The sequence below is a fragment of the Bordetella sputigena genome, from assembly GCF_965137885.1.
In the GTDB taxonomy this organism is placed as follows: Bacteria; Pseudomonadota; Gammaproteobacteria; order Burkholderiales; family Burkholderiaceae_B; genus Bordetella_C; species Bordetella_C sputigena.
Genome location: NZ_CBCSCA010000009.1, coordinates 265,295 through 290,210 on the forward strand (window position 1 = coordinate 265,295; position 24,916 = coordinate 290,210).

Annotated in this window: 21 protein-coding genes and 1 pseudogene; 16 read left to right on the forward strand and 6 right to left on the reverse strand. The window is 66.2% G+C overall.

Annotated features, from left to right (window positions below; genetic code table 11):
• Positions 1 to 54 precede the first annotated feature (54 nt).
• Complete coding sequence (locus tag ACNA0R_RS18695) at positions 55 to 2,019, reverse strand: CocE/NonD family hydrolase (protein WP_415827542.1); 1,965 nt, start codon at positions 2,017 to 2,019, stop codon at positions 55 to 57.
• Positions 2,020 to 2,121: 102 nt separating this feature from the next.
• Positions 2,122 to 3,402, reverse strand: coding sequence for an MFS transporter (locus ACNA0R_RS18700; RefSeq protein WP_415827543.1), 1,281 nt, complete (start codon positions 3,400 to 3,402; stop codon positions 2,122 to 2,124).
• Between the two features lie 75 nt (positions 3,403 to 3,477).
• Between ACNA0R_RS18700 and ACNA0R_RS18705 the strand changes: the two genes are divergently transcribed.
• Positions 3,478 to 4,194 carry an ArsR/SmtB family transcription factor gene (locus ACNA0R_RS18705; protein ID WP_415827544.1) on the forward strand — a complete coding sequence of 239 codons (717 nt, stop codon included), beginning with the start codon at positions 3,478 to 3,480 and terminating at the stop codon, positions 4,192 to 4,194.
• Positions 4,195 to 4,237: 43 nt separating this feature from the next.
• Here ACNA0R_RS18705 and ACNA0R_RS18710 read toward each other — a convergent pair whose 3' ends face one another.
• Positions 4,238 to 5,146, reverse strand: a complete 909-nt coding sequence (locus ACNA0R_RS18710) for a LysR family transcriptional regulator (protein WP_415827545.1) — start codon at positions 5,144 to 5,146, stop codon at positions 4,238 to 4,240.
• Positions 5,147 to 5,315: 169 nt separating this feature from the next.
• Here ACNA0R_RS18710 and ACNA0R_RS18715 point away from each other — a divergent pair, with 169 nt between their 5' ends.
• The gene (locus ACNA0R_RS18715; protein WP_415827546.1) at positions 5,316 to 6,065 is read left to right on the forward strand and encodes an SDR family oxidoreductase; all 750 of its coding nucleotides are present in this window, start codon (positions 5,316 to 5,318) and stop codon (positions 6,063 to 6,065) included.
• 92 nt (positions 6,066 to 6,157) lie between these two features.
• Here ACNA0R_RS18715 and ACNA0R_RS18720 read toward each other — a convergent pair whose 3' ends face one another.
• Together ACNA0R_RS18720 and ACNA0R_RS18725 are read right to left on the reverse strand one after the other, a co-directional pair.
• Positions 6,158 to 7,102 (reverse strand): response regulator, encoded by a 945-nt coding sequence (locus ACNA0R_RS18720; protein WP_415827547.1) that lies wholly within the window; start codon positions 7,100 to 7,102, stop codon positions 6,158 to 6,160.
• The gene (locus ACNA0R_RS18725; RefSeq protein ID WP_415827548.1) at positions 7,083 to 10,478 is read right to left on the reverse strand and encodes an ATP-binding protein; all 3,396 of its coding nucleotides are present in this window, start codon (positions 10,476 to 10,478) and stop codon (positions 7,083 to 7,085) included. Before ACNA0R_RS18725 ends, ACNA0R_RS18720 begins: the two co-directional genes overlap by 20 nt.
• A gap of 202 nt (positions 10,479 to 10,680) precedes the next feature.
• On the opposite strand from ACNA0R_RS18725, the gene urtA reads away from it, so the two are divergent.
• The 11 genes from urtA (at position 10,681) to ACNA0R_RS18780 (ending at position 21,536) form a co-directional block, all read left to right on the forward strand.
• The gene (urtA, locus tag ACNA0R_RS18730) at positions 10,681 to 11,943 is read left to right on the forward strand and encodes an urea ABC transporter substrate-binding protein (protein WP_415827549.1); all 1,263 of its coding nucleotides are present in this window, start codon (positions 10,681 to 10,683) and stop codon (positions 11,941 to 11,943) included.
• A 79-nt stretch (positions 11,944 to 12,022) separates the two neighbouring features.
• On the forward strand, positions 12,023 to 12,940 hold the full coding sequence (urtB, locus tag ACNA0R_RS18735; RefSeq protein ID WP_415827550.1) for an urea ABC transporter permease subunit UrtB: 918 nt from the start codon (positions 12,023 to 12,025) through the stop codon (positions 12,938 to 12,940).
• An 18-nt stretch (positions 12,941 to 12,958) separates the two neighbouring features.
• Positions 12,959 to 14,119 (forward strand): urea ABC transporter permease subunit UrtC, encoded by a 1,161-nt coding sequence (urtC, locus tag ACNA0R_RS18740; protein ID WP_415827551.1) that lies wholly within the window; start codon positions 12,959 to 12,961, stop codon positions 14,117 to 14,119.
• A complete protein-coding gene (urtD, locus tag ACNA0R_RS18745) occupies positions 14,116 to 14,889 on the forward strand; it encodes an urea ABC transporter ATP-binding protein UrtD (protein WP_415827552.1) in 774 nt (257 codons plus the stop codon). Before urtC ends, urtD begins: the two co-directional genes overlap by 4 nt.
• Before the next feature lie 17 nt (positions 14,890 to 14,906).
• Positions 14,907 to 15,599: an urea ABC transporter ATP-binding subunit UrtE gene (gene urtE / locus ACNA0R_RS18750; protein WP_415827553.1), complete on the forward strand. Its 693-nt coding sequence runs from the start codon at positions 14,907 to 14,909 to the stop codon at positions 15,597 to 15,599.
• 18 nt (positions 15,600 to 15,617) lie between these two features.
• Positions 15,618 to 16,847 (forward strand): formamidase, encoded by a 1,230-nt coding sequence (fmdA, locus tag ACNA0R_RS18755; RefSeq protein WP_415827554.1) that lies wholly within the window; start codon positions 15,618 to 15,620, stop codon positions 16,845 to 16,847.
• Positions 16,848 to 16,863: 16 nt separating this feature from the next.
• Entirely contained in the window at positions 16,864 to 17,196 is a 333-nt protein-coding gene (locus ACNA0R_RS18760) for an FmdB family zinc ribbon protein (RefSeq protein ID WP_415827555.1), read from the forward strand.
• A gap of 169 nt (positions 17,197 to 17,365) precedes the next feature.
• Positions 17,366 to 18,154 (forward strand): hydroxypyruvate isomerase family protein, encoded by a 789-nt coding sequence (locus ACNA0R_RS18765; protein ID WP_415827556.1) that lies wholly within the window; start codon positions 17,366 to 17,368, stop codon positions 18,152 to 18,154.
• Between the two features lie 44 nt (positions 18,155 to 18,198).
• On the forward strand, positions 18,199 to 19,533 hold the full coding sequence (locus ACNA0R_RS18770) for a Rieske 2Fe-2S domain-containing protein (RefSeq protein ID WP_415827557.1): 1,335 nt from the start codon (positions 18,199 to 18,201) through the stop codon (positions 19,531 to 19,533).
• Positions 19,534 to 19,590: 57 nt separating this feature from the next.
• Positions 19,591 to 20,559, forward strand: a complete 969-nt coding sequence (locus tag ACNA0R_RS18775) for a Bug family tripartite tricarboxylate transporter substrate binding protein (RefSeq protein WP_415827558.1) — start codon at positions 19,591 to 19,593, stop codon at positions 20,557 to 20,559.
• A 26-nt stretch (positions 20,560 to 20,585) separates the two neighbouring features.
• The gene (locus tag ACNA0R_RS18780; protein WP_415827559.1) at positions 20,586 to 21,536 is read left to right on the forward strand and encodes a PDR/VanB family oxidoreductase; all 951 of its coding nucleotides are present in this window, start codon (positions 20,586 to 20,588) and stop codon (positions 21,534 to 21,536) included.
• A gap of 98 nt (positions 21,537 to 21,634) precedes the next feature.
• Here ACNA0R_RS18780 and ACNA0R_RS18785 read toward each other — a convergent pair whose 3' ends face one another.
• Entirely contained in the window at positions 21,635 to 22,531 is an 897-nt protein-coding gene (locus ACNA0R_RS18785) for a LysR family transcriptional regulator (protein WP_415827560.1), read from the reverse strand.
• 429 nt (positions 22,532 to 22,960) lie between these two features.
• On the opposite strand from ACNA0R_RS18785, the gene ACNA0R_RS18790 reads away from it, so the two are divergent.
• The 3 genes and pseudogenes from ACNA0R_RS18790 to ACNA0R_RS18800 all read left to right on the forward strand — a co-directional run.
• The gene (locus tag ACNA0R_RS18790; protein WP_415827561.1) at positions 22,961 to 24,064 is read left to right on the forward strand and encodes a TRAP transporter substrate-binding protein; all 1,104 of its coding nucleotides are present in this window, start codon (positions 22,961 to 22,963) and stop codon (positions 24,062 to 24,064) included.
• A gap of 10 nt (positions 24,065 to 24,074) precedes the next feature.
• Positions 24,075 to 24,469: TRAP transporter small permease subunit (locus ACNA0R_RS18795; RefSeq protein ID WP_415827562.1), on the forward strand; the 395-nt coding region annotated here is incomplete at its 3' end.
• 1 nt (position 24,470) lies between these two features.
• Positions 24,471 to 24,764, forward strand: a pseudogene (locus ACNA0R_RS18800) (hypothetical protein); the annotation flags it as partial.
• Positions 24,765 to 24,916 lie beyond the last annotated feature (152 nt).

Sequence of the window (24,916 nt, forward strand, 5' to 3'; positions counted from 1 at the left end):
CCCCTTTCTGTGCGCAAACCTTATGTGCGCTTTCACCGCCCTTATGCCAAAACCTTATGCGCCATTCCGCGGCATGCTTTCCATCCAGCTCTTGTGGAAATGCAAATTGTCCTGGACGCGAATGGATACCTGGACCGCGTGGGTGAACTCCGTGGCCGTGCTGCTGGTCTGGCAGCTGGCATGCACCTCTATGGCCATGCGTGGATGCGGCGCCCGGTAGCGAACCTCGGAGATGATGGACGCGCAGGCCGGATCGCGGTTGGACACCGTGTAGTCGGAACGCCGCGTCGTGCCATTATCCGCGGCGCCCAGCGTGCAGACGACGGCATCCGCGGCCAGATCGTGCGTCAGCGTGTAGGTGGCCTTGGGCACTTCCCCCACCGCGGGCAATGGGTGCGGCGACGCCTGGAAAACCGGCGGCGGCAGGCCGTTGCCGGTCGCCGTCATGACCGGCAATTCGATGCGCGATGGATGCGCGGCCCCGCAATGGACGGTGTTTCGCGCATGCATCCCCGTCGGCCAGGCGTTCTGGAAATCGGCGCTGGATACGGCGATACGCAGGCGATGGGATGGCGCGATCTCGTACGCCAGATCGCGCAATTTCAGCCGCAGTTCGTAGACCTTGCCCGGTTCCAGCGGCGTGGGCCTGTCGTGCGTTTCCCGATGCGTGGCCAGGCAGCCGCCATGGCTGATCAGGCGCGAGGTCCCGTCCGGCGCGACGTCGCAGATCCTGACGTTGAAGTACGCGACGTCGGCCGAGGATGACACGTGGAGCACCGCTTCGGGCTGTCCCAGGATGGACAGGGTCTTGTCCAGGGGCGCCGTGGTGAAGCACGCGGAATACGCATCGTCAACGCGCTGGTCGGTAGGCATGCCCCATGGCGACGTACTGCCCAGGCCGACGCGGCCGCTGGCCATGCCCACGGTGGGGCGGTAGTCGTAGCTGACCTCGCCGTCCGCCGGCGCCCGATGCGCGAGGCCGCCGCCGGCGTCCAGATACAGCGTTTCGGCGCGAGACGCCGCTGGCGGCCATTGCGTGTCGGCATGCCAGTGTCCCGGTTCGTTCAGCGTCAGCAGCGTGGGCTGCTGCCATTGGCGCACGAACACGGTGACCGGCGGTTCGTCCATGATGCCGTTGTCCATGCCCTTGAGCCAGTAATCGAACCATCGCAGATATTCGACGCGGGTATCGATGCGCGGTCCGGGCAATGCGAATTTCTCTTCCGGGTAGTAATGGCCCCAGGGTCCGATCACTACCTTCTTCGGACCCTTCAGTTGCCGGAAGGCGTCCAGTTCGGCATTGGCGTACCAGTCCGCCCATCCCTCTATCAAATAGACCGCGCAGCCGACCTTGTCGAAGTTGTCCTTGATGCTCTTGCCGCGCCAATATTCGCCATCGGTGTCGTGGCGGAATATCTCCAGGCTCCACGGCGAGCTGCCTGCCAGGCGTTCGTTCCAGATGCGGGCCCACTCCGGCCCGACCAGCGCCGGATCGGGCGGCGCGAAGTTGTAGGCCGCCATATTGGGCGCGAAGAACTCGAAGCGCCATGGCCGCCGGCAACCGCCCGGATAGGCGGTGTCCTCGTACATATCATTGCTGCCGGATCGTACGATGATGGCCTTCAGATGCGGCGGCGCCTTGCCGGCCACCTGCCATTGCACGGTCGCGCCATAGGACTTGCCGATCATCCCGACCGCGCCGCTGCACCAGGGCTGCCGCGCGGCCCATTCGACCATGTCGTAGCCGTCCTGCTGCTCGTCATCCGAGTAGGCGTCGGCACTGGCGCCGGAGGAACTGCCGGTACCGCGCACGTCGAACTGCACCACCGCATAGCCGTGCTGCGCAAGGTATGGCACCGCCGGCGGGAAGCTGGGCTGCGCGTGGTCCAGGCGGCGGTAGGGGTTGTATTCGATCACCGCGGGAAAGCGGCCTTCGGCGGCCGGTCGCGTGATCCTGACATTCAGCTCGACGCCATCGCGCATCGGCACGCGCAGGCCCTTGATGATCTCGACCGCCACGCCAGCTCCCTTGTCATCGTTATGTCGCGATATCGGCGTCCGACTTTAATGGAATTTTCTGAAAAGGCCGACAGCTGCCGTTTATATCGCCATAAACGTTATCTATGAGGTGTGTCGTGCCAACCGCCGGCCCAGCATCAGGCTGGCGATCGCCGCCAGCTGGGCCAGCGCCGCCACGCAGTACAAGGCCGTCACGCCGCCGTTCGTGCGTAGCAGCCCGAACGCGGCGGGCGCGAACGCGTAGGTCGCTTGCGATATGGCGACGATCAAGGGAATGACCTTCCGCGCGTCGCCGGGCAGGAAGTCGACCTGGGCGATCAAGGGAGGAAGCGACGTGGCGTTGCCGATGCCGGAGCCGAACAGCACCAGGCCGGTCCAGCACAGGGCATCGGCCGGCCAGCCGTGGCCGCGCAGCGCGGCGCTGGCCAGCAGCACCAGCACGCCCAGCGTTTGCAAGCCATAAGCCAGCGCGGCCACGCGCCGGCGATCGGCGTCCACGGGCATCAGGCGGCCGACGGCATAGCGGCCGAGGATGGCGCAGGCGGTGCAAAGCCCCATCGCGGCGCCGGCCGTCTGTTCGCCCATGGCGGGCGCCAGTATCGAAAACAGATGCGCGATCAGGCCGATCTGCGCGAAGAGTCCAAGGGCCATGCCGGCGCATAGCGTGATGAAGCGGCGGTCGCGCCATGCGGATGCGAGGGGCAGCGGGGCTGTCGTCTCCGCGCCGTTCGCCGCGGTCGCCGTGGTCGCGGCTGGTTCGACCAGACCGTCCACCCGCTGTCCTTTCGATGCCGGCGTATGACGGAAGACGCCGCCCGACAGGAAAGCAACGATGGCGACCATGACGATGCCCACCGCGGCGGCCGCGCCGCTGAACCCCATGCGGTCGATCAACAGCACCCATAACGGCGAGAACAGCACGCCTCCCATGCTGGCGCCGTTGTAGGCCATGCCCAAGGCGGCGGGGCGACGCAGCGCATACCAGGGAGCGATCAAGGCATTGACCGCCGCCGCGCCCATGGCCACCCAGCCCGCGCCGCTGAAGGCCGCGGCGACGAACAGCTGCGCGGGCGTCGCGGCAATCGCCCAGCCATGGACGCCCAGTGCCAGCAGCGCGGCGCCCAGCACGGTAATCCGCGGCACGCCGAAGCGCCGGTACAGGCGCGGCAGGTTCGCGACGACGAAAGCCCCGAGCACGAAGTGGAAGGTGACTGCCGCCGACGCCATGGCTACGTCCGCGACGCCGCGGCGCAGGACATCCTGCAGATACACCGGCGGACCGTAAAAGCCCACGCCCCAGCCGAACACCGCGACCACGAAGGTGGCCGCGACGACCTTGCTGCCGAAGAACGGATGATATGTAGCGCCCGCGCCTGTCGCCATGTTTACGCTTGCATGGATGGAAAGGCTCCCAGTATGCTCAAGCCTCGTATTCGACACTTCGGGATTGGGCGAATAATGGAATACACGGACAAAGCGCCCGGGCGCCTGGCGCAGCCACCCGGCGCGGCCACGGCCGACGGCCAGCTGGCCGCCGTCGCCTCGGCGATCGGCGATCCGGTGCGCGCCAGCATGCTTTGCAGCCTGCTCGACGGCTGCGCGCGCACGGCGACCGAGCTGGCGGCGGTGGCGGGAATCGGCGCGTCCACCGCCAGCAGCCACTTCACGCGGCTGCGCGAACAGGGCCTGCTGGAGCAGGCCACGCAAGGCAAGCACCGCTACTACCGCCTGGCGAACCGCGAAGTCGCCGGCGCGCTCGAAGCGCTGCTGGTGGTCGCCGGCGTGAAGGCGGCGCCCTACAAGCCCGGCACGCCGCCGGAGCTGCGCGAGGCGCGCACCTGCTACAAGCACATGGCCGGTACGGTCGCCGTGCGCATCCACGATGCCTTCCTGGCGCGTGGCTATCTGCGCGCGCGGGAAGGGCAATATGTCCTGACGCCGGCGGGCGCCGACTATTTGCGGCAGATCGGCATGGACGTCGACGCCATCCACACCACGCGGCGCAGCTTCGCCCATCCCTGCCTGGACTGGAGCGCGCGCCGGCCGCACATCGGCGGCGCCTTGGGCGATGCGCTGCTCGCCCATTTCATCGCTCGCCGGTGGGTGGAAAAGCAGCTCGATACGCGCGCGCTGCGCCTGACCCGCGGCGGCGAGCGGGCCTTGCGATTCGAGTGAAGCGGCAAGGTCGACGCTATTTGAGCGCCACGTCTATCGACCTTCAACTTCCTGCCAGCCTGGCGGGAAACACTTCCACCAGCCAGTCGATGAACACCCGCAAGCGGCGCGCGACATAGCGGTTCCGGGGATAGAGGACATGGAAGGGGTAGGGCGCCGGGCGCCATTTTTTCAGTATTTCCACCAGCTCGCCGCTGCGTAGCGCCGGACCGGCGGCGTAGGTGAAAGTCTGGATGATGCCCAGGCCGGCCATGCAGGCGGCCAGGTGGGCGTTGCTCTCATTGACGCCTACGTGCTGCTCCACCTTGACTTCCGTCTTTTCGCCATCGCGCAGGAAACGCAGGGGTACGGCGCGGTTGTCCTGAGTCGAGATATAGCTGACCACGCGGTGTCCGTTCTTCAGTTCTTCCGGATAGGCGGGTACGCCGTACTGTTTCAGGTATGCACGCGCCGCGCAGGTGATCATGGCCGCCTCGCCCACGGGGCGCGCCACCAGGGATGGGCTGTTCATCCGGCCGCCGCGGATGACGCAATCGACGTTGTCGCCGATCAAATCCACCGAACGGTCGGATACACCCAGGTCGATGCGGATTTCCGGAAACCGGCCGATGAAATCGGGCAGCAGCGGAATCAGTACGTCGCGGGCGGTGGATCCTCCCACGTCGACGCGCAGGCGGCCGCGCGGTTTGCCATGGGCGATGTTGAACGAGGCATCGATGTCCTCAAGATCGTTGATCAGTCGCGCGGTCTTGGCGTAATAGTCCTGGCCTTCCGGCGTGACGGTGACGCGGCGGGTGGTCCGCTGCAGCAGCTTGACGCCCAGATGCGCTTCCAGGTCCTGGACCAGTTTGCTCAGGATGGCATTGGGCATGTCGATCGAGTCGGCCGCGCGCGTGAAACTGCCCGCTTCCACGACGCGCGCGAAGGCGCGTATGGCTAGAAGTTGGTCCATAGATTATCCATATGTATGGATAGTAATTTCATTGTTCGCCATTGTTCCACAAATCGGGCACGCCTAAAGTGACGCCATGGCCTGGACGACAAGCCGGTCGCCAACAACGGCTACCGCCGCGAAGCGAACGGAGGTCCGGCGCCCCACATCCCTCGAAATGGAGCAAGTCATGAGCAAGCAATTGAACGGAAAGATCGCCCTGGTGACCGGCGGCAGCACGGGCATCGGCCTGGCGGCCGCGCAGGAACTGGCGGCGCAGGGCGCCCGCGTCTTCATCACCGGCCGCCGCCAGCCCGAACTGGACGCCGCCGTCGCGGCCATCGGCCCGGCCGCCACCGCCTTCCGCGCCGATGCATCCGTGCTGTCCGACCTGGACGCGGTCTACGCGCAGATCGCGAAGACCGACGGCCGGCTGGATGTCCTGTTCGCCAACGCCGGTGGCGGCGACATGATGCCGCTGGGCGCGATCACGGAAGAACACTTCGACCGCATCTTCGGCACCAACGTGCGCGGCGTGCTGTTTACCGTGCAGAAGGCGCTGCCCTTGCTGGTGGACGGGGCGTCCGTGATCCTGACGTCTTCCACCACCTCCGTTAAGGGCACGGCCAACTTCAGCGTCTACAGCGCCAGCAAGGCGGCGGTGCGCAACTTCGCCCGCTCCTGGGCCCTGGACCTGAAGGATCGCGGCATCCGCGTCAACGTCGTCAGCCCCGGCCCCGTCCGCACCCCGGGCCTGGGCGGCCTGGTTCCCGATGAGGGACGCCAGGGCCTGTTCGACTACCTGGCCTCGCAGGTGCCGCTGGGCCGGCTGGGCGAACCGGAAGAAATCGGCAAGGCCGTGGCCTTCCTGGCTTCCGACGCGTCCAGCTTCGTCAACGGTATCGAACTGTTCGTCGACGGCGGCATGGCGCAGGTTTGACCGGCGCGTGGCGCGCCGGCGCGGTAGCGCGACGATGGGTCGGATACGCCGATACGCCGATACGCCGATACGGTCGTGCGGCCGCTGCCGCGCTACGCCTGCCCATGCATATGGGTCAGCACCAGCGCCGTGGCCGCGGCGCGCGTCTCCACGCCCAGCTTCACGTACACGTGTTCCAGGTGCTTGTTCACCGTGCGCGGGCTCATGCCGAGGATGTCGCTGATGTCCCGATTGGTCTTGCCCTTGGCCAGCCACAGCAGGACTTCATGCTCGCGGGCGGTCAGTTGATAGGCCGTCGCCAGGGATGAGGCCGGCGCGGGCGGCGCGCAGCGCTCGTCCATCAGCAGGACGTGTTCGCCGGCCTTGCGGGAGGCGGTCAGGCGTATGCGCAGTTCGCGCTCGCCGCCGCGGCGCAAAAAGGCCGGCGCTGCGACCGCCGTCGCGCCGCCCGCCGACGTGGCGGCGCTCGCAAGATGCTGCGCCACCCACGCCGACAGCGGCGCCGGCAGATCGTCGCCGTCGTCTTCGCCGAAGAATTCCGCCAGCCACAGCCGCGCCTTGGCCGTCTTCCACGTGACGCCGCCGGCATCGTCCAGCACCACCACCGCGTTCGCCACGGCATCCATGGCGTTGATGGCCACCGACATCATGCGCGCATTGCGCAGGTGCGCCTGCAGCCGCGCCAGCACGACGTTCGTGTCCAGCGGCTTGACCACGTAATCGATGCCCCCCGCCTGAAAGCCCCGCACCACGTCTTCGGGTTCGGTCAGGCCTGTCATGAACACCACCGGAACGTGGCCGGCCGTGGGATGCGCCTTGATGCGGCGGCAGGTCTCGAAGCCGTCCATGCCCGGCATCACCGCGTCCAGCAACACGATATCCGGCACCACGAAATCCAGCCGTTCCAGCGCGGAATGGCCGTCGGTGGCGACGATCACCATGTATCCGGCATGATCCAGCGCCTCGGACAACATCTTCAGATTGTCCGGGGTATCGTCCACGAGCAGGACCAGATTGTTAGCGGACGGCGGCGGCATGATGCTGTAGATGTTCCTTGAGCAGGGTGTTGTACTCGGCCAGGCGGAAGTCCTGCGCCAGCGTGGCCAGGTGATCGATGAGCGGCGCCGTATGCGGCGCGCGGAGGCGGATTTCGTCCAGCCGCGCGAAGATGCCCTTGATGTAGCCCATCGCGCCCAGTTCCAGCAGCGACTCGGCGTCCTCGCGGTCCAGCGCCACGCCGCGCAGCGCATCGACGGTGGGCGGGGCGGGCGTCGCGGCGGGACGCACGATCCACTCCAGCCGCAGGTGCAGGCCGATCTTGGCCAGCAGTTCGTCCAGCACCACCGGCTTGACCAGCCAGTCGGTCAGCCCGCACTGCACGGCCTCTTTCGGATCCACGCCGTAGGCGTTCGCCGAAACGATGATCACCGGCACGCCCACGCCCTGGTCGCGCAGCAGGCGGCAGACCTCCCATCCCGTCAGGCCGGGCATGGAAACGTCCATCAGGATCAGCGCCGGCCGCAGCGTGTGCACGCAGGCCAGGCATTCCTGGCCATTGCCCGCTTCCAGCACATCGAAGCCCAGCGGGTGCAGCATGTCGCGCAGGATACGGCGCTGCGAGGGCTGGTCGTCCACCACCAGCACCGCGCGGCGCTCGCCCGCGTAGCCGACGATGGCGCCCGCGGGACGCATATCGCTGCGCGGCGATCGCACCTCCGGCAGGAACAGCTTGAGCGTGAAGGCGCTGCCGCGGCCGACCTCGCTGCGTACCGTCAGCTCGCCGCCCATGATGCCGGTCAGCATGCGGCAGATGGTCAGGCCCAGCCCGGTCCCGGTATCGGCCTGGTCCGCGGCCGCCCAGCTGCGTTCGAAAGGCATGAAGATCCGCTCCAGGTCTTCCGGTGGAATCCCGGCGCCGCTATCCTCGACCTCCATCTGCACCATATCGGCGGCATAGCGCACGCGCAGCGCGACGTGGCCGACGCGGGTGAACTTGACCGCATTGCTCATCAGGTTGATCAGTATCTGCCGCAGGCGCTTTTCGTCGATGTGGACGATCTTGGGCAGGTTGGGCGCGGCTTCGTATTCGAAGCGCAAGCCTTTCAGCGCGGTCTGCGGCTGGAACATCTTGACGATCTGGTCCAGGAACTCCGGCAGGCGCAGTTCCGCGGTTTCCAGGCGCAGCTTGCCGGCCTCGATACGGGCGATGTCCAGCAGCCCGTCGATCAGGCCGATCAGGTGCTTGCCGCTGCGATGAATCACGTCGATGGCCTCGCGCCGGCCGGGCGGGATGGCGGCATCGCGCTGCAGGATCTGCGCATAGCCCAGGATGCTGTTCAGGGGCGCGCGCAGTTCGTGGCTCATGCCGCCCATGAAACGGCTCTTGGCCAGGTTGGCGGCCTCGGCGGCTTCCTTGGCCTGCTGCAACTGCGCATCGGTCTGGCGGTGCGCTTCGATCTCGTGCAGCAGCAGGTTGGTCTGGCGATCCGACTCTTCCTGCGCCACCTGGCGGCTCTCGTTGGTCAGCACCAGCCACCACGCGGCGACCCCGCCCACCAGCAATAGCGCGGCGAACAGCTTCAGGAAGGTGGCCCGCAGCACCGTAGTGTCGGCGCCCACCTGGCCGAAGGTGACGGCCTCCTGGTAGTAGATCAGGGACAGGATGGCCGCGAATAGCCCGCCTATCATGCCGATGACCACCAGGTAGTGCGCCAGGCGATGATGGAACAGCGGCGTGGCGGCGCCCGGCAGTATACGCCGCAGCGCCGCGCCCAGCTGGTCCTGCAGCCGCGAGCCGGTCTTGCAGCGGTCCTGGCAGCGCGCGTCCAGCGTGCAGCACAGCGAGCAGATGGCGCCGTTGTAGGCCGGGCAGTGCGCCATGTCCTGGGTTTCGAAGGGCTTGGCGCAGATCACGCAGGTCAGCCCCGCGCCATGGGCATGCAGGACCTGCGGCTGGCGGGCCAGATAGTAGCGACCGCGCGTGGCCCAGGCGATCGCCGGCGCCGCGATGAAAGCGGCCAGCAGCGTGATGAAGGGCGACAACGCCTGGACGGTGGCGCCCGCCACGCCGCTGTAGGCGGTAAAGGCGATCGCCATGGAAATCAGCATGCCGCCGACGCCCACGGGGTTGATGTCGTACAGATAAGCGCGCCGGAACTCGATGCCGCGCGGGCTCAGCCCCAGCGGCTTGTTGATCACCAGGTCCGCCACCAGCGAACCTATCCAGGCGATGGCCACGTGCGCGAACACCGCCAGCACGTGTTCCAGCGCATCGAACACGCCCATCTCCATCAGGCCGATGGCGATCAGGACATTGAAGACCAGCCACACCACGCGGCCGGGATGGCTGTGCGTGATGCGCGCGAAGAAATTCGACCACGCCAGCGACCCCGCATAGGCGTTGGTGACGTTGATCTTCACCTGCGAGATGACGACGAAGAGCGTCATCGCGGCCAGCGCCAACCCCGGGTTCGAGAAGACGTAGCCGAAGGCGTGCAAATACATCTTGGTGGGATCGGCCGCCTTGGCCGCCGGCACGCCATGTTCCAGCGCCAGCCAGGCCAGGAAGGCCCCGCCCAGCATCTTGGCCGCGCCGGGCACGATCCAGCCCGGTCCGGCGCAGAGCAGGGCGGTCCACCAGCGCACCCGGTTGGCGGGCGTTTTCTCCGGCAGGAAGCGCAGGAAGTCGACCTGCTCGCCGATCTGCGTGATCAGCGACGCGGCGACGGCGGCGCCGGCGCCGAACATCAGCAGGTCGAAGCCCGCGCCGCCGCCATGGCGGCCGGCGAAATCCATCAGGCCCTGCAAGGCGCCAGGGTCCTTGTACAGGATGAAGGCATAAGGCAGCACCAGCAGCAGCACCCACACCGGCTGCGTCCACGATTGCAGGCGGTTCACCAATGTGATCCCGTAGGTCACCAAGGGAATGATGACGATGGCGCAGGCCATGTATCCCAGCCACAGCGGCAGGCCGGTGCAGACTTCGATGGCCAGCGCCATGATGGCCGCTTCCAGCGCGAAAAAAATAAAGGTGAAGGACGCGTAGATCAGCGACGTGATGGTCGAGCCGATATAGCCGAAGCCCGCGCCGCGCGTCAGCAGGTCCATGTCGAGCCCATGCCGCGCCGCGTAATAGGCGATGGGCAGGCCGGTGAAGAACACTAGGACGGCGACCGCCAGGATGGCCCACAACGCATTGACGAAGCCGTAGTTCAGCGCGAGCGCGCCGCCGATGGCCTCCAGCGCCAGGAATGACAGCGCGCCTATCGCCGTATTGGCGACGCGGAACTCCGACCATCGGCGAAACGAAAGCGGCGTGAACCGCAGCGCGTAGTCTTCCAGGGTTTCGTTGGCCACCCAGGTGTTGTAGTCGCGCCGTATCTTGACGATGCGTTGAGGTGCGCCTGCATCCACGCTGAAGGTCTCCGGTATGCGTCAATTGACGTATGCCGTGTTTGTACCTGCTGGGAAGGTAACAGCCACTACGTCAATCAACGTATGTTGCACTGCGACACGGGCTCCTAGTATCGCATCGAACCCCCGGATTGCGGCGGCGCACGATAGCGTTGGCGGCATCGGGTTTCCCCTGAAGCGATCCATCCGCAAGGAGCATCCGATGTCCCGCAAACCCCCCTACGAACAAGACCTTGCGTCGCCCTCGCGGCGCCGCGCGGCGCTGGCGCTGGCCGCGCTGCCGCTGATCGGCATCCCGGCCCTGGGCCGCGCCGCGGGACCGGCGACGTCCGCCGTCAACACCACGGGCCTGGCGGTCACCGATACGGAAGTCACCGTGGGGCAGCTGCACTCCGCGACCGGCACCATGGCCATCAGCGAAACCGGCTCCATCCAGGCCGAGCGCCTGGCCATCGAGCAGATCAACGCCATGGGCGGCATCCTGGGCCGCCAGATCAAGATCATCCAGGAGGACGGCGCCTCCGACTGGCCGACCTTCGCCGAGAAAGCCCGCAAACTGCTGGTCAGCGACAAGGTGGCCACGGTGTTCGGCTGCTGGACGTCCGCGTCGCGCAAGGCGGTGCTGCCGGTGTTCGAAAAAGAAAACGGCCTGCTGTACTACCCGACCTTCTACGAAGGCCTGGAGCAGTCCAAGAACGTCTTCTACACCGGCCAGGAAGCCACGCAGCAGATCCTGGCCAGCCTGAACTGGCTGGCCAAGGAAAAGAAAGCCAAGACCTTCTACCTGGTCGGCTCCGACTACATCTGGCCCCGTACGTCCAACAAGATCGCCCGCAAGCACATCGAAAACGTGCTCAAGGGCGAGGTAGTGGGCGAGGAATACTACCCGCTGGGCCACACCCAGTTCGGTTCGCTGATCAACAAGATCAAGCTGAAGAAACCCGACGTGGTGTTCGCCGACGTGGTCGGCGGCAGCAATGTGTCCTTCTACAAGCAGTTGAAAGCCGCCGGCGTGACCTCGCAGAAGCAGAAGCTGCTGACCATTTCCGTGACGGAGGACGAACTGCTCGGTATCGGCGGCGAAAACGCCGAAGGCTTCTGGTCCTGCATGAAGTACTTCCAGAGCCTGAACAACGAGAACAACAAGAAATTCGTCGCCGCCTTCAAGGCCAAGTACGGACCGAACGCCGTGATCGGCGACGTGACACAGGCCGCCTATCTGGGCCCCTGGCTGTGGAAGATGGCGGTGGAAAAGGCGCAGAGCTTCGACGTCGACAAGGTGGTGGCCGCCTCGCCCAACCTGGAGTTCAAGCAGGCGCCGGAAGGCTACGTCAAGGTCGATCCCAACCATCACCTGTGGAGCCGGACCCGCGTGGGCCAGATCCGCAAGGACGGCCAGTTCGACGTGGTGTACGAGACGCCGGACCTGATCAAGCCGGATCCCTTCCCCGAAGGCTATCAGTAAGCCGCCATCGGCACGCCGCCCATGCCTCCGCATGGCGGCGCCGGCACGCCGCCAACACCTTTTCGATTGGGCCACCGCCATGGAATCTTTCTCCGACCTGGGTGCCATCCTTCTGATGCAGGGCTTCAACGGCCTGTCGGTGTTCAGCGTATTGCTGCTCATGGCGCTGGGACTGGCCATCATCTTCGGGCAGATGGGCGTCATCAACATGGCGCACGGCGAGTTCCTGGCGGTGGGCGCCTACACCACCTATCTGTTCTCGGAGCTGACCCAGCAATACGCGCCCGACGCCATGCCCTATTACTTTTTCGTGGCGATCGCCGCGGCCTTCGTGGCGACCTTCGCGCTGGGCTGGCTGGTGGAGTGGCTGATGATCCGCCACCTGTACCGCCGGCCGCTGGACACGCTGCTCGCCACCTGGGGGCTGTCGCTGGTGATGCAGCAGGCACTGCGTTCCATCTTCGGGCCGCGCGAAGTCAGCCCGACCCTGCCGGACTGGCTGATGGGATCGGTACAGCCGCTGGCCGGCGTCGATATCCCGATCAACGGCCTGGTGGTGATGTCCATCACCGTGATCCTGACCGTGGCCCTGCTGTTCGCGCTGTTCCGCTCCAGCTGGGGCCTGCACGTGCGGGCCACGGTGCAGAACCGCGTGATGAGCGGCGCGGTCGGCATAGACACCAAGCGGGTCGACCGCATGACCTTCGCGCTCGGCTGCGGCATCGCCGGCATCGCCGGCGCGGCCTTTACCACCATAGGCTCGACCGGGCCGACCAGCGGTTCGCTGTACATCGTCGATACCTTCCTGACGGTGGTCTTCGGCGGCGCCGCGAGCCTCTACGGCACCATCGCCTCGGCCTTCGTGATCGCCCAGACGCAGTCGGTGTCGGAGTTCTTCATGACGGGCTCCATGGCCAAGGTGCTGACCCTGTCCGCCGTGGTCATCATCCTGATGCTGCGTCCGCAAGGGCTGTTCACGATCAAGGTCCGCAAGTAGGCCGCCGGGAGATCGAACGTGAAACTCATCTACAAGAATGTATTGGGCGGACGCCAGGGCATCATCGGCCTGGCCATCCTGGCGGCGCTGATCTTCGTCGTGTTCCCGCTGGCCCTGGACGGCTTCCGGCTGAACCTGGTCGGCAAATACCTGACCTATGCCTTCGTGGCGCTGGGCCTGGTGCTGTGCTGGGGCTACGGCGGCATCCTGAGCCTGGGGCAGGGCGTCTTCTTCGGCATCGGCGGCTATTGCATGGCCATGTTCCTGAAGCTGGAGGCGTCCACGGTGGAAGCCACCAAGATCCAGTCCACGCCGGGCATTCCGGACTTCATGGACTGGAACCAGATCACGTCGCTGCCGTGGTTCTGGATCCCGTTCAAGAGTTTCGTATTCACGCTGTTCGCGGTGCCCATCGTTCCGGCGCTGCTGGCCCTGGTCATCGGCGTGGCGATGTTCAAGCGCCGTGTCGGCGATACCTACTTCGCCATCGTCACGCAGGCCATCGCATTGATTCTTTCGGTGCTGATCATCGGCCAGCAGGGGCTCACCGGCGGCGTCAACGGCATCACCGACCTGAAGACGCTGCTGGGCTGGGACATCCGTACTGACTCCGCGCGCGTGATCCTGTACTTCGTCAACGGCGTGCTGCTGTTCGCCTGCCTGCTGTTTGCCCGCTTCCTGCTGTCATCCAAACTGGGCAAGCTGCTGATGGCCATGCGCGACAAGGAAGAACGCGTGCGGTTCTCGGGCTATGACGTGGCCGGCTTCAAGGTGTTCGTGTTCTGCGTGGCGGCGGTGTTTTCCGCCATCGGCGGAGCCATGTTCACCTTGCAGGTCGGTTTCATGTCGCCGTCCTTCGTCGGCATCGTGCCGTCCATCGAGATGGTGATCTTCGCCGCGGTGGGCGGACGGCTGTCGCTGCTGGGCGCGGTCTACGGCACGCTGCTGGTGAACTTCGGCAAAAGCTATTTTTCGGAGAGCTTCCCGCAGCTGTGGCTATTCCTGATGGGGGGACTCTTCATCGCGGTGGTCATGGCGTTTCCCAACGGCCTGGCGGGCCTCTACACCCGCTATGTGCAGCCGCGCCTCGGCCGCCGGGGCGGCGCCGACGGCACGCTGCGCGCGGCACCGGCGACGCCGTCCGCGCCTGAAACCGCATCGCCCACGGAGGCCGCATGAATCCGCCGCTGATGAATGTCCGTCCCGCCGGCGCCCAGGAGTTCGCGCTCTACGTCGAAGGCCTGACCGTGTCCTTCAACGGCTTCGTCGCCGTGAACGACCTGAATCTGTATGTGGACAAGGGCGAGCTGCGCGTGGTCATCGGCCCCAACGGCGCCGGCAAGACCACGGTATTGGACCTGATCTGCGGCCGCACCAAGGCCACATCCGGCTCGATCCGCTTCAAGGATACGGAGCTGACGCGCATGGCGGAGCACGAGATCGTGCGCGCCGGCGTCGGCCGCAAATTCCAGACGCCGTCCATCTACGAAACGCTGACCGTGCGGGAAAACCTGGAAGTCTCCTTCCCGCGCGGACGCAGCGTGTTCGGCGCGCTGGCCTTTCGCCGCACGCCCGACGTGATCGAGCGCGTGGAGCAGGTGGCGGAAGACATCTTCCTGGCCGACATGCTGGAGAAATCCGCCGAGCTGCTGTCGCACGGCCAGAAGCAATGGCTGGAGATCGGCATGCTGCTGATGCAGGAACCCGAGCTGATGATGCTGGACGAGCCGGTCGCCGGCATGAGCGTGTCCGAGCGCGAGAAAACCGCCGAACTGCTGAACCGCATCAGCCGCGACCGCTCCATGATCGTGATCGAACACGATATGGAGTTCGTCAAGAACATCGCGCACAAGGTGACGGTGCTGCACCAGGGCAAGGTCCTGGCCGAAGGCCCGATGGAAAAAGTGCAGTCCGATCCGCGCGTCATCGAAGTCTATCTGGGTCACTGACCGTCTGGAGAACCCGCATGTTCAACGTTTCCGGCCTGGTGTCCGGGTATGGGCAAAGCCGCGTGATCCACGGCGTGGACCTGAGCGTCGCCAAGGGCGAGATCGTGGCGATCATGGGCCGCAACGGCATGGGCAAGACCACGCTGTTCAAGACCATGATGGGCGTGCTGCCGTCCATGCAGGGCAAGGTGAGCGTCGACGGCAAGGACCTGACCGCCATGGAGAGCTTTCAGCGCGTGCGCAACGGCGTCGCCTATGTGCCGCAGGGCCGCATGATTTTTCCCACGCTCACGGTGGAAGAGAACATCCGCACCGGCCTGCCGGGCAGGGCGCTGCGCGACCCCATCCCCGACGATGTCTTCGCCCTGTTTCCGGTGCTGCACGAGATGCGCCGCCGCCGCGGCGGCGATCTTTCCGGCGGCCAGCAACAGCAGCTGGCGATCGCGCGGGCGCTGGTCACCGGTCCCAAGGTGCTGATGCTGGACGAACCGACCGAAGGCATACAGCCGTCCATCATCAAGGACATCGCCCGCACGCTGCTGGAAATCCGCAAGCTCAAGGACCTGGCCATCATCGTGTCCGAACAGGTGCTGAGCTTCACCATGCAGATCGCCGACCGCCTGATCGTGATCGACAAGGGCCGTTTCGTGCATGAAGACCTGCGCGACCAGGTCGACGAACAGACCATCAGCCGCTATTTGTCCGTGTAGAACCCAAAGGAGCAAGCCATGCCCGAAACCCTGATCAAGGTCGATCTTGCGCAGTCGCCGTACGAGAACGAGAACATCCACAACCGCTGGCACCCCGACATTCCCATGGCCGCCTGGGTCAAGCCGGGCGACGACTTCGTGCTGGAGACCTATGACTGGACCGGCGGCGCCATCAAGAACGACGACAGCGCCGACGACGTGCGCGACGTGGACCTGTCCACGGTGCATTTCCTGTCCGGCCCGGTCGGCGTGGAGGGCGCTGAGCCCGGCGACCTGCTGGTGGTCGACTTCCTGGACATCGGCGCCAAACCGGACAGCCTGTGGGGCTTCAACGGTTTCTTCAGCAAAAAGAACGGCGGCGGTTTCCTGACCGAGCATTTCCCCCAGGCGCAGAAATCCATCTGGGACTTCGAGGGCATGTTCACCAAGTCCCGCCACGTGCCCGGCGTGCGCTTCGCCGGCCTGATCCACCCCGGCCTGATCGGCTGCCTGCCCGACCAGGCCATGCTGGACACCTGGAACAAACGTGAACAGGCGCTGATCGATACCAACCCCACCCGTGTGCCGCCGCTGGCCAATCCGCCGTCGCCGCAGACCGCCCACATGGGCAAGCTGCAGGGCGCCGGCCGCGACAAGGCCGCCGCCGAAGGGGCCCGCACCGTGCCGCCGCGCGAGCATGGCGGCAACTGCGACATCAAGGACCTGTCGCGCGGATCGCGCGTGTTCTTTCCGGTCTATGTGAAGGGCGGCGGCCTGTCGGTCGGCGACCTGCACTTCTCGCAGGGCGACGGCGAGATCACCTTCTGCGGCGCCATCGAGATGGCGGGCTGGATCCACATGCGCGTGTCGCTGATCAAGGGCGGCATGGCCAAGTACGGCATCAAGAACCCCATCTTCAAGCCCAGCCCCATCACGCCGAACTACAAGGACTACCTGATCTTCGAAGGCATTTCGGTGGACGAGGGCGGCGGCCAGCATTACCTGGACGTGCACATCGCCTATCGCCAGGCCTGCCTGAACGCCATCGAATACCTGAAGAAGTTCGGCTACTCCGGCGCCCAGGCCTATTCCATCCTGGGCACGGCGCCGGTGCAAGGACATATCAGCGGCGTGGTGGATATTCCCAATGCCTGCGCCACGCTGTGGCTGCCGACCGAGATCTTCGAGTTCGACATCCAGCCGTCCGCCAACGGTCCGGTGAAGGCCATCAGCGGCGGCGTCGATATGCCTTTGTCGCCAGACCTGTAACGCCCGGGAGAGCGCCATGCCCTTGTATGACTATTCCTGCGGGCAATGCGGCGATTTCACCGCCATGCGGCCCCTGGCGCAGTGGCGCGATCCTTCGCCCTGCCCGGAATGCGGCGCCGGCTGTGACCGCATCCTTGCGGGCGCCCCGGCCCTGGGCGCCTTGTCATCCGCGGTGAACCGCGCCCATGCCATGAACGAACGCAACGCCAGCGAACCCCGCAGCACGCGCGGCGGGCACGGCATGAACTGCGGATGCTGCGGCGCGGGCAGAACCGCCGGCAAGACGCGCAAGACCGCGGACGGCGGCAAGACCTTCGCCAACAGCCGGCCCTGGATGATCAGCCACTGAGCCGCCCCGCGCCGCCTGCAGGACCGCCGGGCGGAGCAGCCTCCGCCCGGCGCATCCATAAGCTTTCCTCATCCAAGGATTGGAGGAACTGGATTGATCCGGCCGCGCGGCCTCCCTACAGTACCGCGTATTCCCCGCCACCGAGGGAGCGCGCAAGGAGGCCGCGACGATGCTGCGTTTCGATCCCAATCTTCGATGGATGTACACCGAGCTGCCCATGCTGGAGCGGTACGGCGCCGCCGCCCGCGCGGGCTTCCAGGGTGTCGAGGTGGCCTTTCCGTACGAATACCCCGCCGGCCAGATCGCCGACCTGCTGGGCGAGAACGCGCTGCGCCTGGTGCAGGTGCTGACGCCTTGCGACTGGGCCGCCGGCGAACGCGGCATCGCCGCGTTGCCGGGACGCGAGGACGAATTCCGGCGTAGCGTGGATACCGCCGTGGCCTATGCCGTGAAAGTGGGCAAGCCCATGATCCACGCGATGGCGGGCAACATACCCCCTGGAACGGACCGCGCGCGCTGCCGGGACACGTTGCTGCGCAACCTCGACCACGCCGCGCCGATCCTGGCGAGCGAAGGGCTGACGTTGATCCTGGAGCCCTGCTGCCGCGCGCGTTTCCCCGATTATTTCTACAGCCGTATCGCGGAAGGCGTGGCGCTGATCGAAGCGCTGGGCCGGCCCAATGTGAAGCTGTGCTTCGACACCTTCCATGTGCAGATGGAAGAGGGCAACCTGACCAATACACTGCGCGCGGCGTGGCCGCATATCGGCCATGTCCAGATCGGCAACGCACCCGGCCGCCATGAGCCCGGTCCGGGCGAGATCCATTTCCCGTTCTTCTTCGCGCAGCTGGAGCAGCTGGGCTGGGACCGCTGGGTGGGCTGCGAGTTCGAGCCCAGCGGCCCCACGGACGACTGCCTGGAATGGGGCGCGCCCTACGGCATACGCCGGCCTTCCTGATCCCCGCCCGCCGCCGACGATCAACCCACCGCGATACACGAACCATGCTGACCGCCGCCGATAACGACCTGCTGACGCTCACCGGACCCGACCGCGCCATGGGGCAGTACTTTCGCCGCTACTGGCAGCCCGTCGCGCTGTCGCGCGAGCTGCCCGAGCCGGATGGGCCTCCCGTGCGCGTACAGATACTGGGCGAGAAGCTGCTCGCCTTCCGCGATACGCAAGGGCGCGTCGGGTTGGTGGAACCCGTCTGTCCGCACCGCGGCGCGGACCTGTATTACGGGCGCAATGAAGACTGCGGCCTGCGCTGCGTCTTCCATGGCTGGAAGTTCGGCGTGGACGGCAGGGCCGTCGACCTGCCCAACGTGCCGCCGGATTCGAATTACCACCGCACGATGTCCATCAAGGCCTACCCGACCAGGGAGTTCGGCGAGATCGTCTGGGCCTATATGGGTCCACCGGCCGCGGACGGCAAATTGCCCGAAGTGCCGCGGTTGGAGTTCGGGACGCTGCCGGCCAGCCGCCGCTATGTGACAAAGAAACGCCAGGAATGCAACTGGGCGCAGGCATTGGAAGGCGCGCTGGATACGTCGCACTTCTCGTTCCTGCACATGCCGGCGCCCAGCGTGCCGTCCAACGAGAATGCCGATGCGCCAGCCGACGAAAAGCGCCTGGCGTGGATCCGCCGGGATCCCATGCCCCAGTTCTCCATCCTGGATCACGAGGTTGGTTTCGTCGTGGGCGGGGCGCGCCGCGCCGATGGACAGGATATCTATTGGCGCACCGCGCAATTCGCGCTGCCGTCGCACAGCACCACGCCGTCGACACTGCCCGGCGAGAACTATTTCGGCTACACCTTCGTGCCGATCGACGATCATACCTGCTGGATCTACACCTATGTCTGGAATCCCGAGCGGGACCTGACCGAGGAGGAAATCGCGCAGCTGAAGCGCGGCCACGGCGTGGTCGCCGAGGTGGACGATGACTTCATACCATTGCGCAACCTGTCCAACGGCTACCTTATCGATCGCCAGGAACAGAAGCACAAGACCTACACCGGGGTCCGCGGCGTAGCCGAGCAGGACGCGATGATCCAGGAAAGCCAGGGCCGCATCGCCGACCGCACGCGCGAACACCTGACGGCCACCGACGCGGCCATCGTGCGGTTGCGCCGTACTCTGCTGGCCGGCGCGCGTGCGCTGGCCCAGGGAACGGAACCGCGGGCGCCTTGGCGCCACGACGCCTACCGCCTCCGTTCGGGCAGCTGGATCGCCGCGCAGGGCCGGTCCTTCGAGGAGATCATGCAGGAGCGCTTCGGCAGTGTTATCGGTCACGTGGACGGCCACGTGGACGGACGCCTCGACGAAGCCCACGCCTGACCGCGTTTCCGCGAGCGCCCGCAGAGGCGCCGCAATACAGCCACCCGAGGAGACATTATGAAAACCCCGATACGCGGTCTGTGCGCCGCCTTCGCGCTGGCCTTCGTCGCCTGTGCCGGCGCGGCCGGCTATCCCGACAAGCCCATCAGGCTGATCGTGCCTTACGCGGCCGGCGGCTCCACGGACAGCACCGCGCGCCTGATCGCCAAGGGGCTGACGGAACGCCTGGGCCAGCCCGTCGTGGTGGAAAACCGCGCCGGCGCGGGCGGCATGATAGGCCAGGATCTGGTGGCCAAGGCGCCGGCCGACGGCTATACGTTGCTGTTCAGCGCCGCGGGGCCGCTGGCGGTCACGCCGCACGCGTACGCCAAGATGCCCTACGATCCCGTGCGGGCCTTCACGCCCATCAAGCTCGTCGCCAAGGCGCCCCTGGTGCTGGTGGCCAATCCCAAACTCGGCTTCAAGAGCGTGCAGGACCTGATCGATGCCGCCAAAAAGAACCCCGGCAAGATCACCTATGCATCCTTCGGAACGGGTAGCGCGGGACACCTGGCAGGGGAATTGTTCAAATCCCTGACCGGGGTCGACATGGTGCACGTGCCGTACAAGGGCAGCGCACCGGGACTGGTCGACGTCGTCGGCGGCCAGGTGAACGTGATGTTCGATGTGCTGGTGTCCGCGCTGCCGCAGGTGCAGGCAGGCAAGCTGGACGCGCTGGCCATCACGCTGGGACAGCGCTCGGAACTGATGCCCAACGTCCCTACCATGCAGGAAGCCGGCGTCAAGGACTTCGAGGCAGGCACGTGGTTCGGCCTGCTGGGGCCGGCCGGCATGCCGCCCGACCTGGTGGCCCGGCTCTCCCGGGTGACCGATCAGGTGCTGGCCGACGCGGCGCTGCGCAAGGAACTGGTCGCGCAGGGCGCCGAGGTGGCCGGCGGCTCGGCCGACGCTTTCCGCGCTTTCTTCCTGTCGGAATACGACAAATGGGGGCGCGTCGCCCGCGCCGCCGGCATCAAGGCGGGCTGACCCGCGTCGATACGTGCGCGACGAGCATGACGATGAATCGACGATTGAACCTGCGCATACGCGCCATCGCGCGGGAAGCCGACGGCATACACAGCTACGAATTGATCGACGAGGCCGGTGGGGAATTGCCCGCCTTTACCGCCGGCGCCCACGTTACGGTGCATTTGCCGGGCGGTGTGTCGCGCAGCTATTCGCTGACCAATTGCCCCGAAGAGCGCCACCGCTACGTCATCGCGGTCAATCGCGACGCGCGCAGCCGCGGCGGATCGCGCTACCTGCACGACACCGCGCGAGTGGGCCAGGTGTTGCCGGCGGACCCGCCGCGCAATCTGTTCGAACTGGATGAGAATGCGCCGGCGTCGGTACTGATCGCGGGTGGGATAGGCATTACGCCCATACGGTGCATGATCCGCCGCCTGGAAACCTTGGGCCGGCGCTGGGAGCTGCACTACTGCGCCCGCCATCCCGCCGCGGCCGCCTACCTGGAAGAACTGCGCGTCGATCCGCGCGTGCGAACCTATTTCGACGCGGGTCCGGCGCCCCGGCGGCTCGATATCGCGGCCACGCTGGCGGCGTTGCCGGCCGACGCCCATGTCTATTGCTGCGGTCCGGCGCCCATGCTGCGGGCGTTCCAGACGCATGCCGCCGCGCTGCCGCCGGCACGGGTACACCTGGAACGGTTCGGCGCGGCGGAGGCCGCCTCGACCGAAGGCGGCTACACCGTGCGCCTGGCGCGCAGCGGCCGCACGGTACAGGTTAGGACAGGCCAGAGCATTCTCGAAGCACTGCTGGAAGCCGGCGAGCAGCCGCCGCATGCCTGCCGTCAGGGCGTGTGCGGCAGTTGCGAGACGGCCGTTCTGAGTGGCCGTCCCGATCACCGCGACCAGGTCCTGAGCGCGACCGAAAAGGCGGCCGGCGCCAGCATGATGATCTGCTGCTCGGGCAGCCTCGATGCGGAGCTGGTGCTGGATCTGTAGCGTGGCGGGCGCGCCATCCATCACCCGGCGCCGGTGCGTTCCCTGCCGCCAGCCGCCTCGTGGCCGACAGGGCGGACGCCGGCTCGCCGGCCGGATCCCTATGCGGCTTGCGCCATGAAGGCATGCATGAAGTCGATCAGGCTGGCCGCCGCCGGCGACAGGCTGCGGCTGCGCTTCGTGAACAAGGAAATCTGCCGATGGATGACAGGGTCGCGCACCGCTACGCCGGCGAGGCCGTACGCCGCGAGCAGGGGCGTCGAATAGGAGGGCAGGGCCGTCAGGCCATGGCCCCACTTCACCATGCCCAGCGCGGTCGTCAGGTAGGAAACCGAATGACGAGGATTGAGGGTCAGCGACTTCGACCAGGCCAGCAGGTCGGCCTGCAGGCGCACGGTGTAGTCCAGTGGCAGGGAGATGAAGGGATAGGCCAGCGCCTGGGTCCAGGTCACGCGCTTGCGTCTCGCCAGCGGGTGATCCTGTGGGCAGATCAGGTGGATGCGGTCCTGGAACAGGCGCTCCTGGGCCAGGCCGGCGGGCGTGGGGCGTTGCGGCGCCACGCCGAAGTCGGCCTCGTCCGCGGCGACGCGGGCCAGCACCTGTTCGTTCGGCGAATCCAGCATGCGTACCGTGATGGCGGGGTACTGCTCGGCGAAGGCCGCGAGGATCTGCGGCATCAGCGCCTGGCCGTACAGCAGGGTACAGGCGACCACCACGCTGCCGCGTTGCCTTTCATGCAGCTGCAGCGTGCTGTTGACGGCGATGTCCAGATCGTCGACCACCTTGACGGCCAGGGGATAGAACTCCGCGCCCATCGTGGAAAGCTGCATGCGGCGGCTGTTGCGGTCGAGCAGGCGAAAGCCCAGTTCGGCCTCCAGGTCGCGCAGTAGCAGGCTCAGGGCCGATTGCGTGACGTACATGCGCTTCGCCGCCGCTGTGAAGCTGCCGGCGTTGACGACATTGATGAAGGCCCGCAACTGTTTGATCGTGATATTCATGGGCGATGCGCGTCCAGTTTGGCTACAGGGGCCTGCCGACGAACGACGGCGTGCCGCAAGCATGCCATCCCTGCGAAGCGGAGCAAGACGTGGAACTACCGAGCCAAATCCGCGAAGGCCGGCGGAGCCGGGAATGTTCTGCCAGCTGATGCAGCCCGCCACGGCGGCGCAACCGATCTTCGATATTCCATGGCCGGCGGCGCGGGCTGCCTTTCCAAGCCGGTGACCGACGCGCATCGATGCACCATTCCGGTGCCGCCGTAACAATCGTTAAGGGTTATCCGCAGGCCCCACCATGCGGGTTCCCCCTTAAGATGTCGGCCCAAATGACGGCTTTCTGAAAGCCGTTACCCATAATTCTTAATCGCGCCCGTCCTATCCGGACAGCGCCGCGAAACCATTTATTCCTACACCCGGGAGACATCCTCGATGCAACGCCGTTCCTTCCTCAAAAAGGCCACCCTGGGCGCCGCCGCCGGTGGCGCCACCCTCGCTTCCCCCGTTTTCGCCCAGGAATCCCCGGCCATCAACTGGCGGCTGGCCTCCAGCTTTCCGCGCAGCGCCGACGCCATCTACAGCGGCGGTGAGAACCTGGCGAAGTACGTGGGCGAAGCCACGGGCGGCAAGTTCAACATCCGCGCTTTCCCCGCCGGCGAGATCGTGCCGGCGCTGCAAGTGCTGGACGGCGTGCAGAACGGCACGGTCGAATGCGGGCACAGCGCTTCGTATTACTACTTCGGCAAGGACCCGGCCCTGAGCTTCGACGCCGCCGTGCCCTTCGGCCTGAACACGCGCCAGATGAACGCCTGGATGCGCCACGGCGACGGCCTGAAGCTGCTGCGCGAGCTGTTCAAGACCTATAACGTCGTCAATTTCCCGTGCGGTTATACCGGGACCCAGATGGGCGGCTGGTTCCGCAACGAAATCAAGTCGGTCGACGACCTGAAGGGCCTGAAGTTCCGCATGAGCGCGTTCGCGGGCGCGGTGCTGTCGCGCCTGGGCGTGGTGCCCCAGCAGATCGCCGGCGGCGATATCTATCCCGCGCTGGAGAAGGGCACCATCGACGGCGCCGAGTGGATCGGCCCGTACGACGACGAAAAGCTGGGTTTCAACAAGGTCGCCAAATACTATTACTTTCCGGGCTGGTGGGAAGGCACGCTGCAGGTCTCGCTGTACGTCAACCAGGAGGCCTACAACAAGCTGCCCAAGCACTACCAGGCCGTGCTGGAGCAGGCATCCGCCGCGGCGACCAACGACATGATCGCCAAGTACGACGCGGAGAATCCCGCCGCGCTGCGCCGTCTGATCGCCAATGGCGCGCAACTGCGCGCCTTCCCCAAGTCGGTGATGGACGCCTGCTATGCCGAGTCGCTGAAGGTCTACGCGGAAATGAGCGCGAAGAGCCCCATGTTCAAGAAGCTTTACGACAGCATGGTCGCCTTCCGCGACAACGAAATCCCCTGGTTCCGCGTGGCGGACGGCAGCTTCGACGGCTACATGGGCACGATAGGACGCAACGCCGGCGGCAAGTAAGCGAGCAGCGATGAAATCATTACTTGTCTTGTCGCGTCTGATCGACGCGATAAACCTGCGCGTGGGCCGCGCGGTCACCTGGGTGACGCTGCTGGTGGTACTGGTCAGCGCGGGCAACGCGGTGGTGCGCAAGGTCCTGCACACCAGCTCGAATGCGTGGCTGGAGCTGCAGTGGTATATGTTCGGGGCCATGTTCCTGCTGGCCTCGGGCTATACGCTGCTGAAGAACGAGCATGTGCGCGTGGACATCCTGTCCTCGCGCCTGCCGCGGCGCAAGCAGATCTGGATCGAGATCTTCGGCGTGGTGTTCTTTCTGCTGCCGGCCTGCGTGCTGATACTGGCCTTGTCCTGGCCGGTGTTCGTCGACTCGTGGGTGACGAACGAGCAGTCGTCGAATTCCGGCGGNCTGGTGCGCTGGCCGGTCAAGCTGCTGATCCCGGCGGGTTTCGCGCTGCTGGTGCTGGCGGGGCTGTCGCACCTGATCAAGTGCGTGGGCTTTCTGCTGGGGCGCTGCGAGGATCCGATGAAGCGCGAGGGCGCGCGTTCGGCCGAAGAAGCGCTGGCCGAGGAAATCGCCCGCGAGGCCCAGGCCCGCGAAGCCGCGGCATTGGCGGAGGCGGCCGCGGCGTCTGGCGCATCCAGCGCTTCCAGCGCTCCCGGCGGCTCCGGCCCGAACGACACCCGCGACGGGGGGCGCTGAGATGGAATTCCTCATCGCCAACCTCGCCCCNATCATGTTCGCCACCCTGGTGGTGTTCCTGCTGCTGGGCTTTCCGGTCGCCTTCGCGCTGGCGGCCAACGGCATCCTGTACGGCCTGATCGGCATCGAGCTGGGCCTGCTCACGCCCGCGC

Coding starts and splice junctions, on each gene's coding strand:
- ACNA0R_RS18775 (WP_415827558.1), top strand. CDS start 19,591: ATGAAAACCCCGATACGCGGTCTGTGCGCCGCCTTCGCGCTGGCCTTC.
- urtA (WP_415827549.1), top strand. CDS start 10,681: ATGTCCCGCAAACCCCCCTACGAACAAGACCTTGCGTCGCCCTCGCGG.
- ACNA0R_RS18720 (WP_415827547.1), bottom strand. CDS start 7,102: ATGCCGCCGCCGTCCGCTAACAATCTGGTCCTGCTCGTGGACGATACC.
- ACNA0R_RS18770 (WP_415827557.1), top strand. CDS start 18,199: ATGCTGACCGCCGCCGATAACGACCTGCTGACGCTCACCGGACCCGAC.
- ACNA0R_RS18705 (WP_415827544.1), top strand. CDS start 3,478: ATGGAATACACGGACAAAGCGCCCGGGCGCCTGGCGCAGCCACCCGGC.
- fmdA (WP_415827554.1), top strand. CDS start 15,618: ATGCCCGAAACCCTGATCAAGGTCGATCTTGCGCAGTCGCCGTACGAG.
- ACNA0R_RS18760 (WP_415827555.1), top strand. CDS start 16,864: ATGCCCTTGTATGACTATTCCTGCGGGCAATGCGGCGATTTCACCGCC.
- ACNA0R_RS18715 (WP_415827546.1), top strand. CDS start 5,316: ATGAGCAAGCAATTGAACGGAAAGATCGCCCTGGTGACCGGCGGCAGC.
- ACNA0R_RS18765 (WP_415827556.1), top strand. CDS start 17,366: ATGCTGCGTTTCGATCCCAATCTTCGATGGATGTACACCGAGCTGCCC.
- urtE (WP_415827553.1), top strand. CDS start 14,907: ATGTTCAACGTTTCCGGCCTGGTGTCCGGGTATGGGCAAAGCCGCGTG.
- urtB (WP_415827550.1), top strand. CDS start 12,023: ATGGAATCTTTCTCCGACCTGGGTGCCATCCTTCTGATGCAGGGCTTC.
- urtD (WP_415827552.1), top strand. CDS start 14,116: ATGAATCCGCCGCTGATGAATGTCCGTCCCGCCGGCGCCCAGGAGTTC.
- ACNA0R_RS18710 (WP_415827545.1), bottom strand. CDS start 5,146: ATGGACCAACTTCTAGCCATACGCGCCTTCGCGCGCGTCGTGGAAGCG.
- ACNA0R_RS18790 (WP_415827561.1), top strand. CDS start 22,961: ATGCAACGCCGTTCCTTCCTCAAAAAGGCCACCCTGGGCGCCGCCGCC.
- ACNA0R_RS18700 (WP_415827543.1), bottom strand. CDS start 3,402: ATGGCGACAGGCGCGGGCGCTACATATCATCCGTTCTTCGGCAGCAAG.
- ACNA0R_RS18785 (WP_415827560.1), bottom strand. CDS start 22,531: ATGAATATCACGATCAAACAGTTGCGGGCCTTCATCAATGTCGTCAAC.
- ACNA0R_RS18780 (WP_415827559.1), top strand. CDS start 20,586: ATGACGATGAATCGACGATTGAACCTGCGCATACGCGCCATCGCGCGG.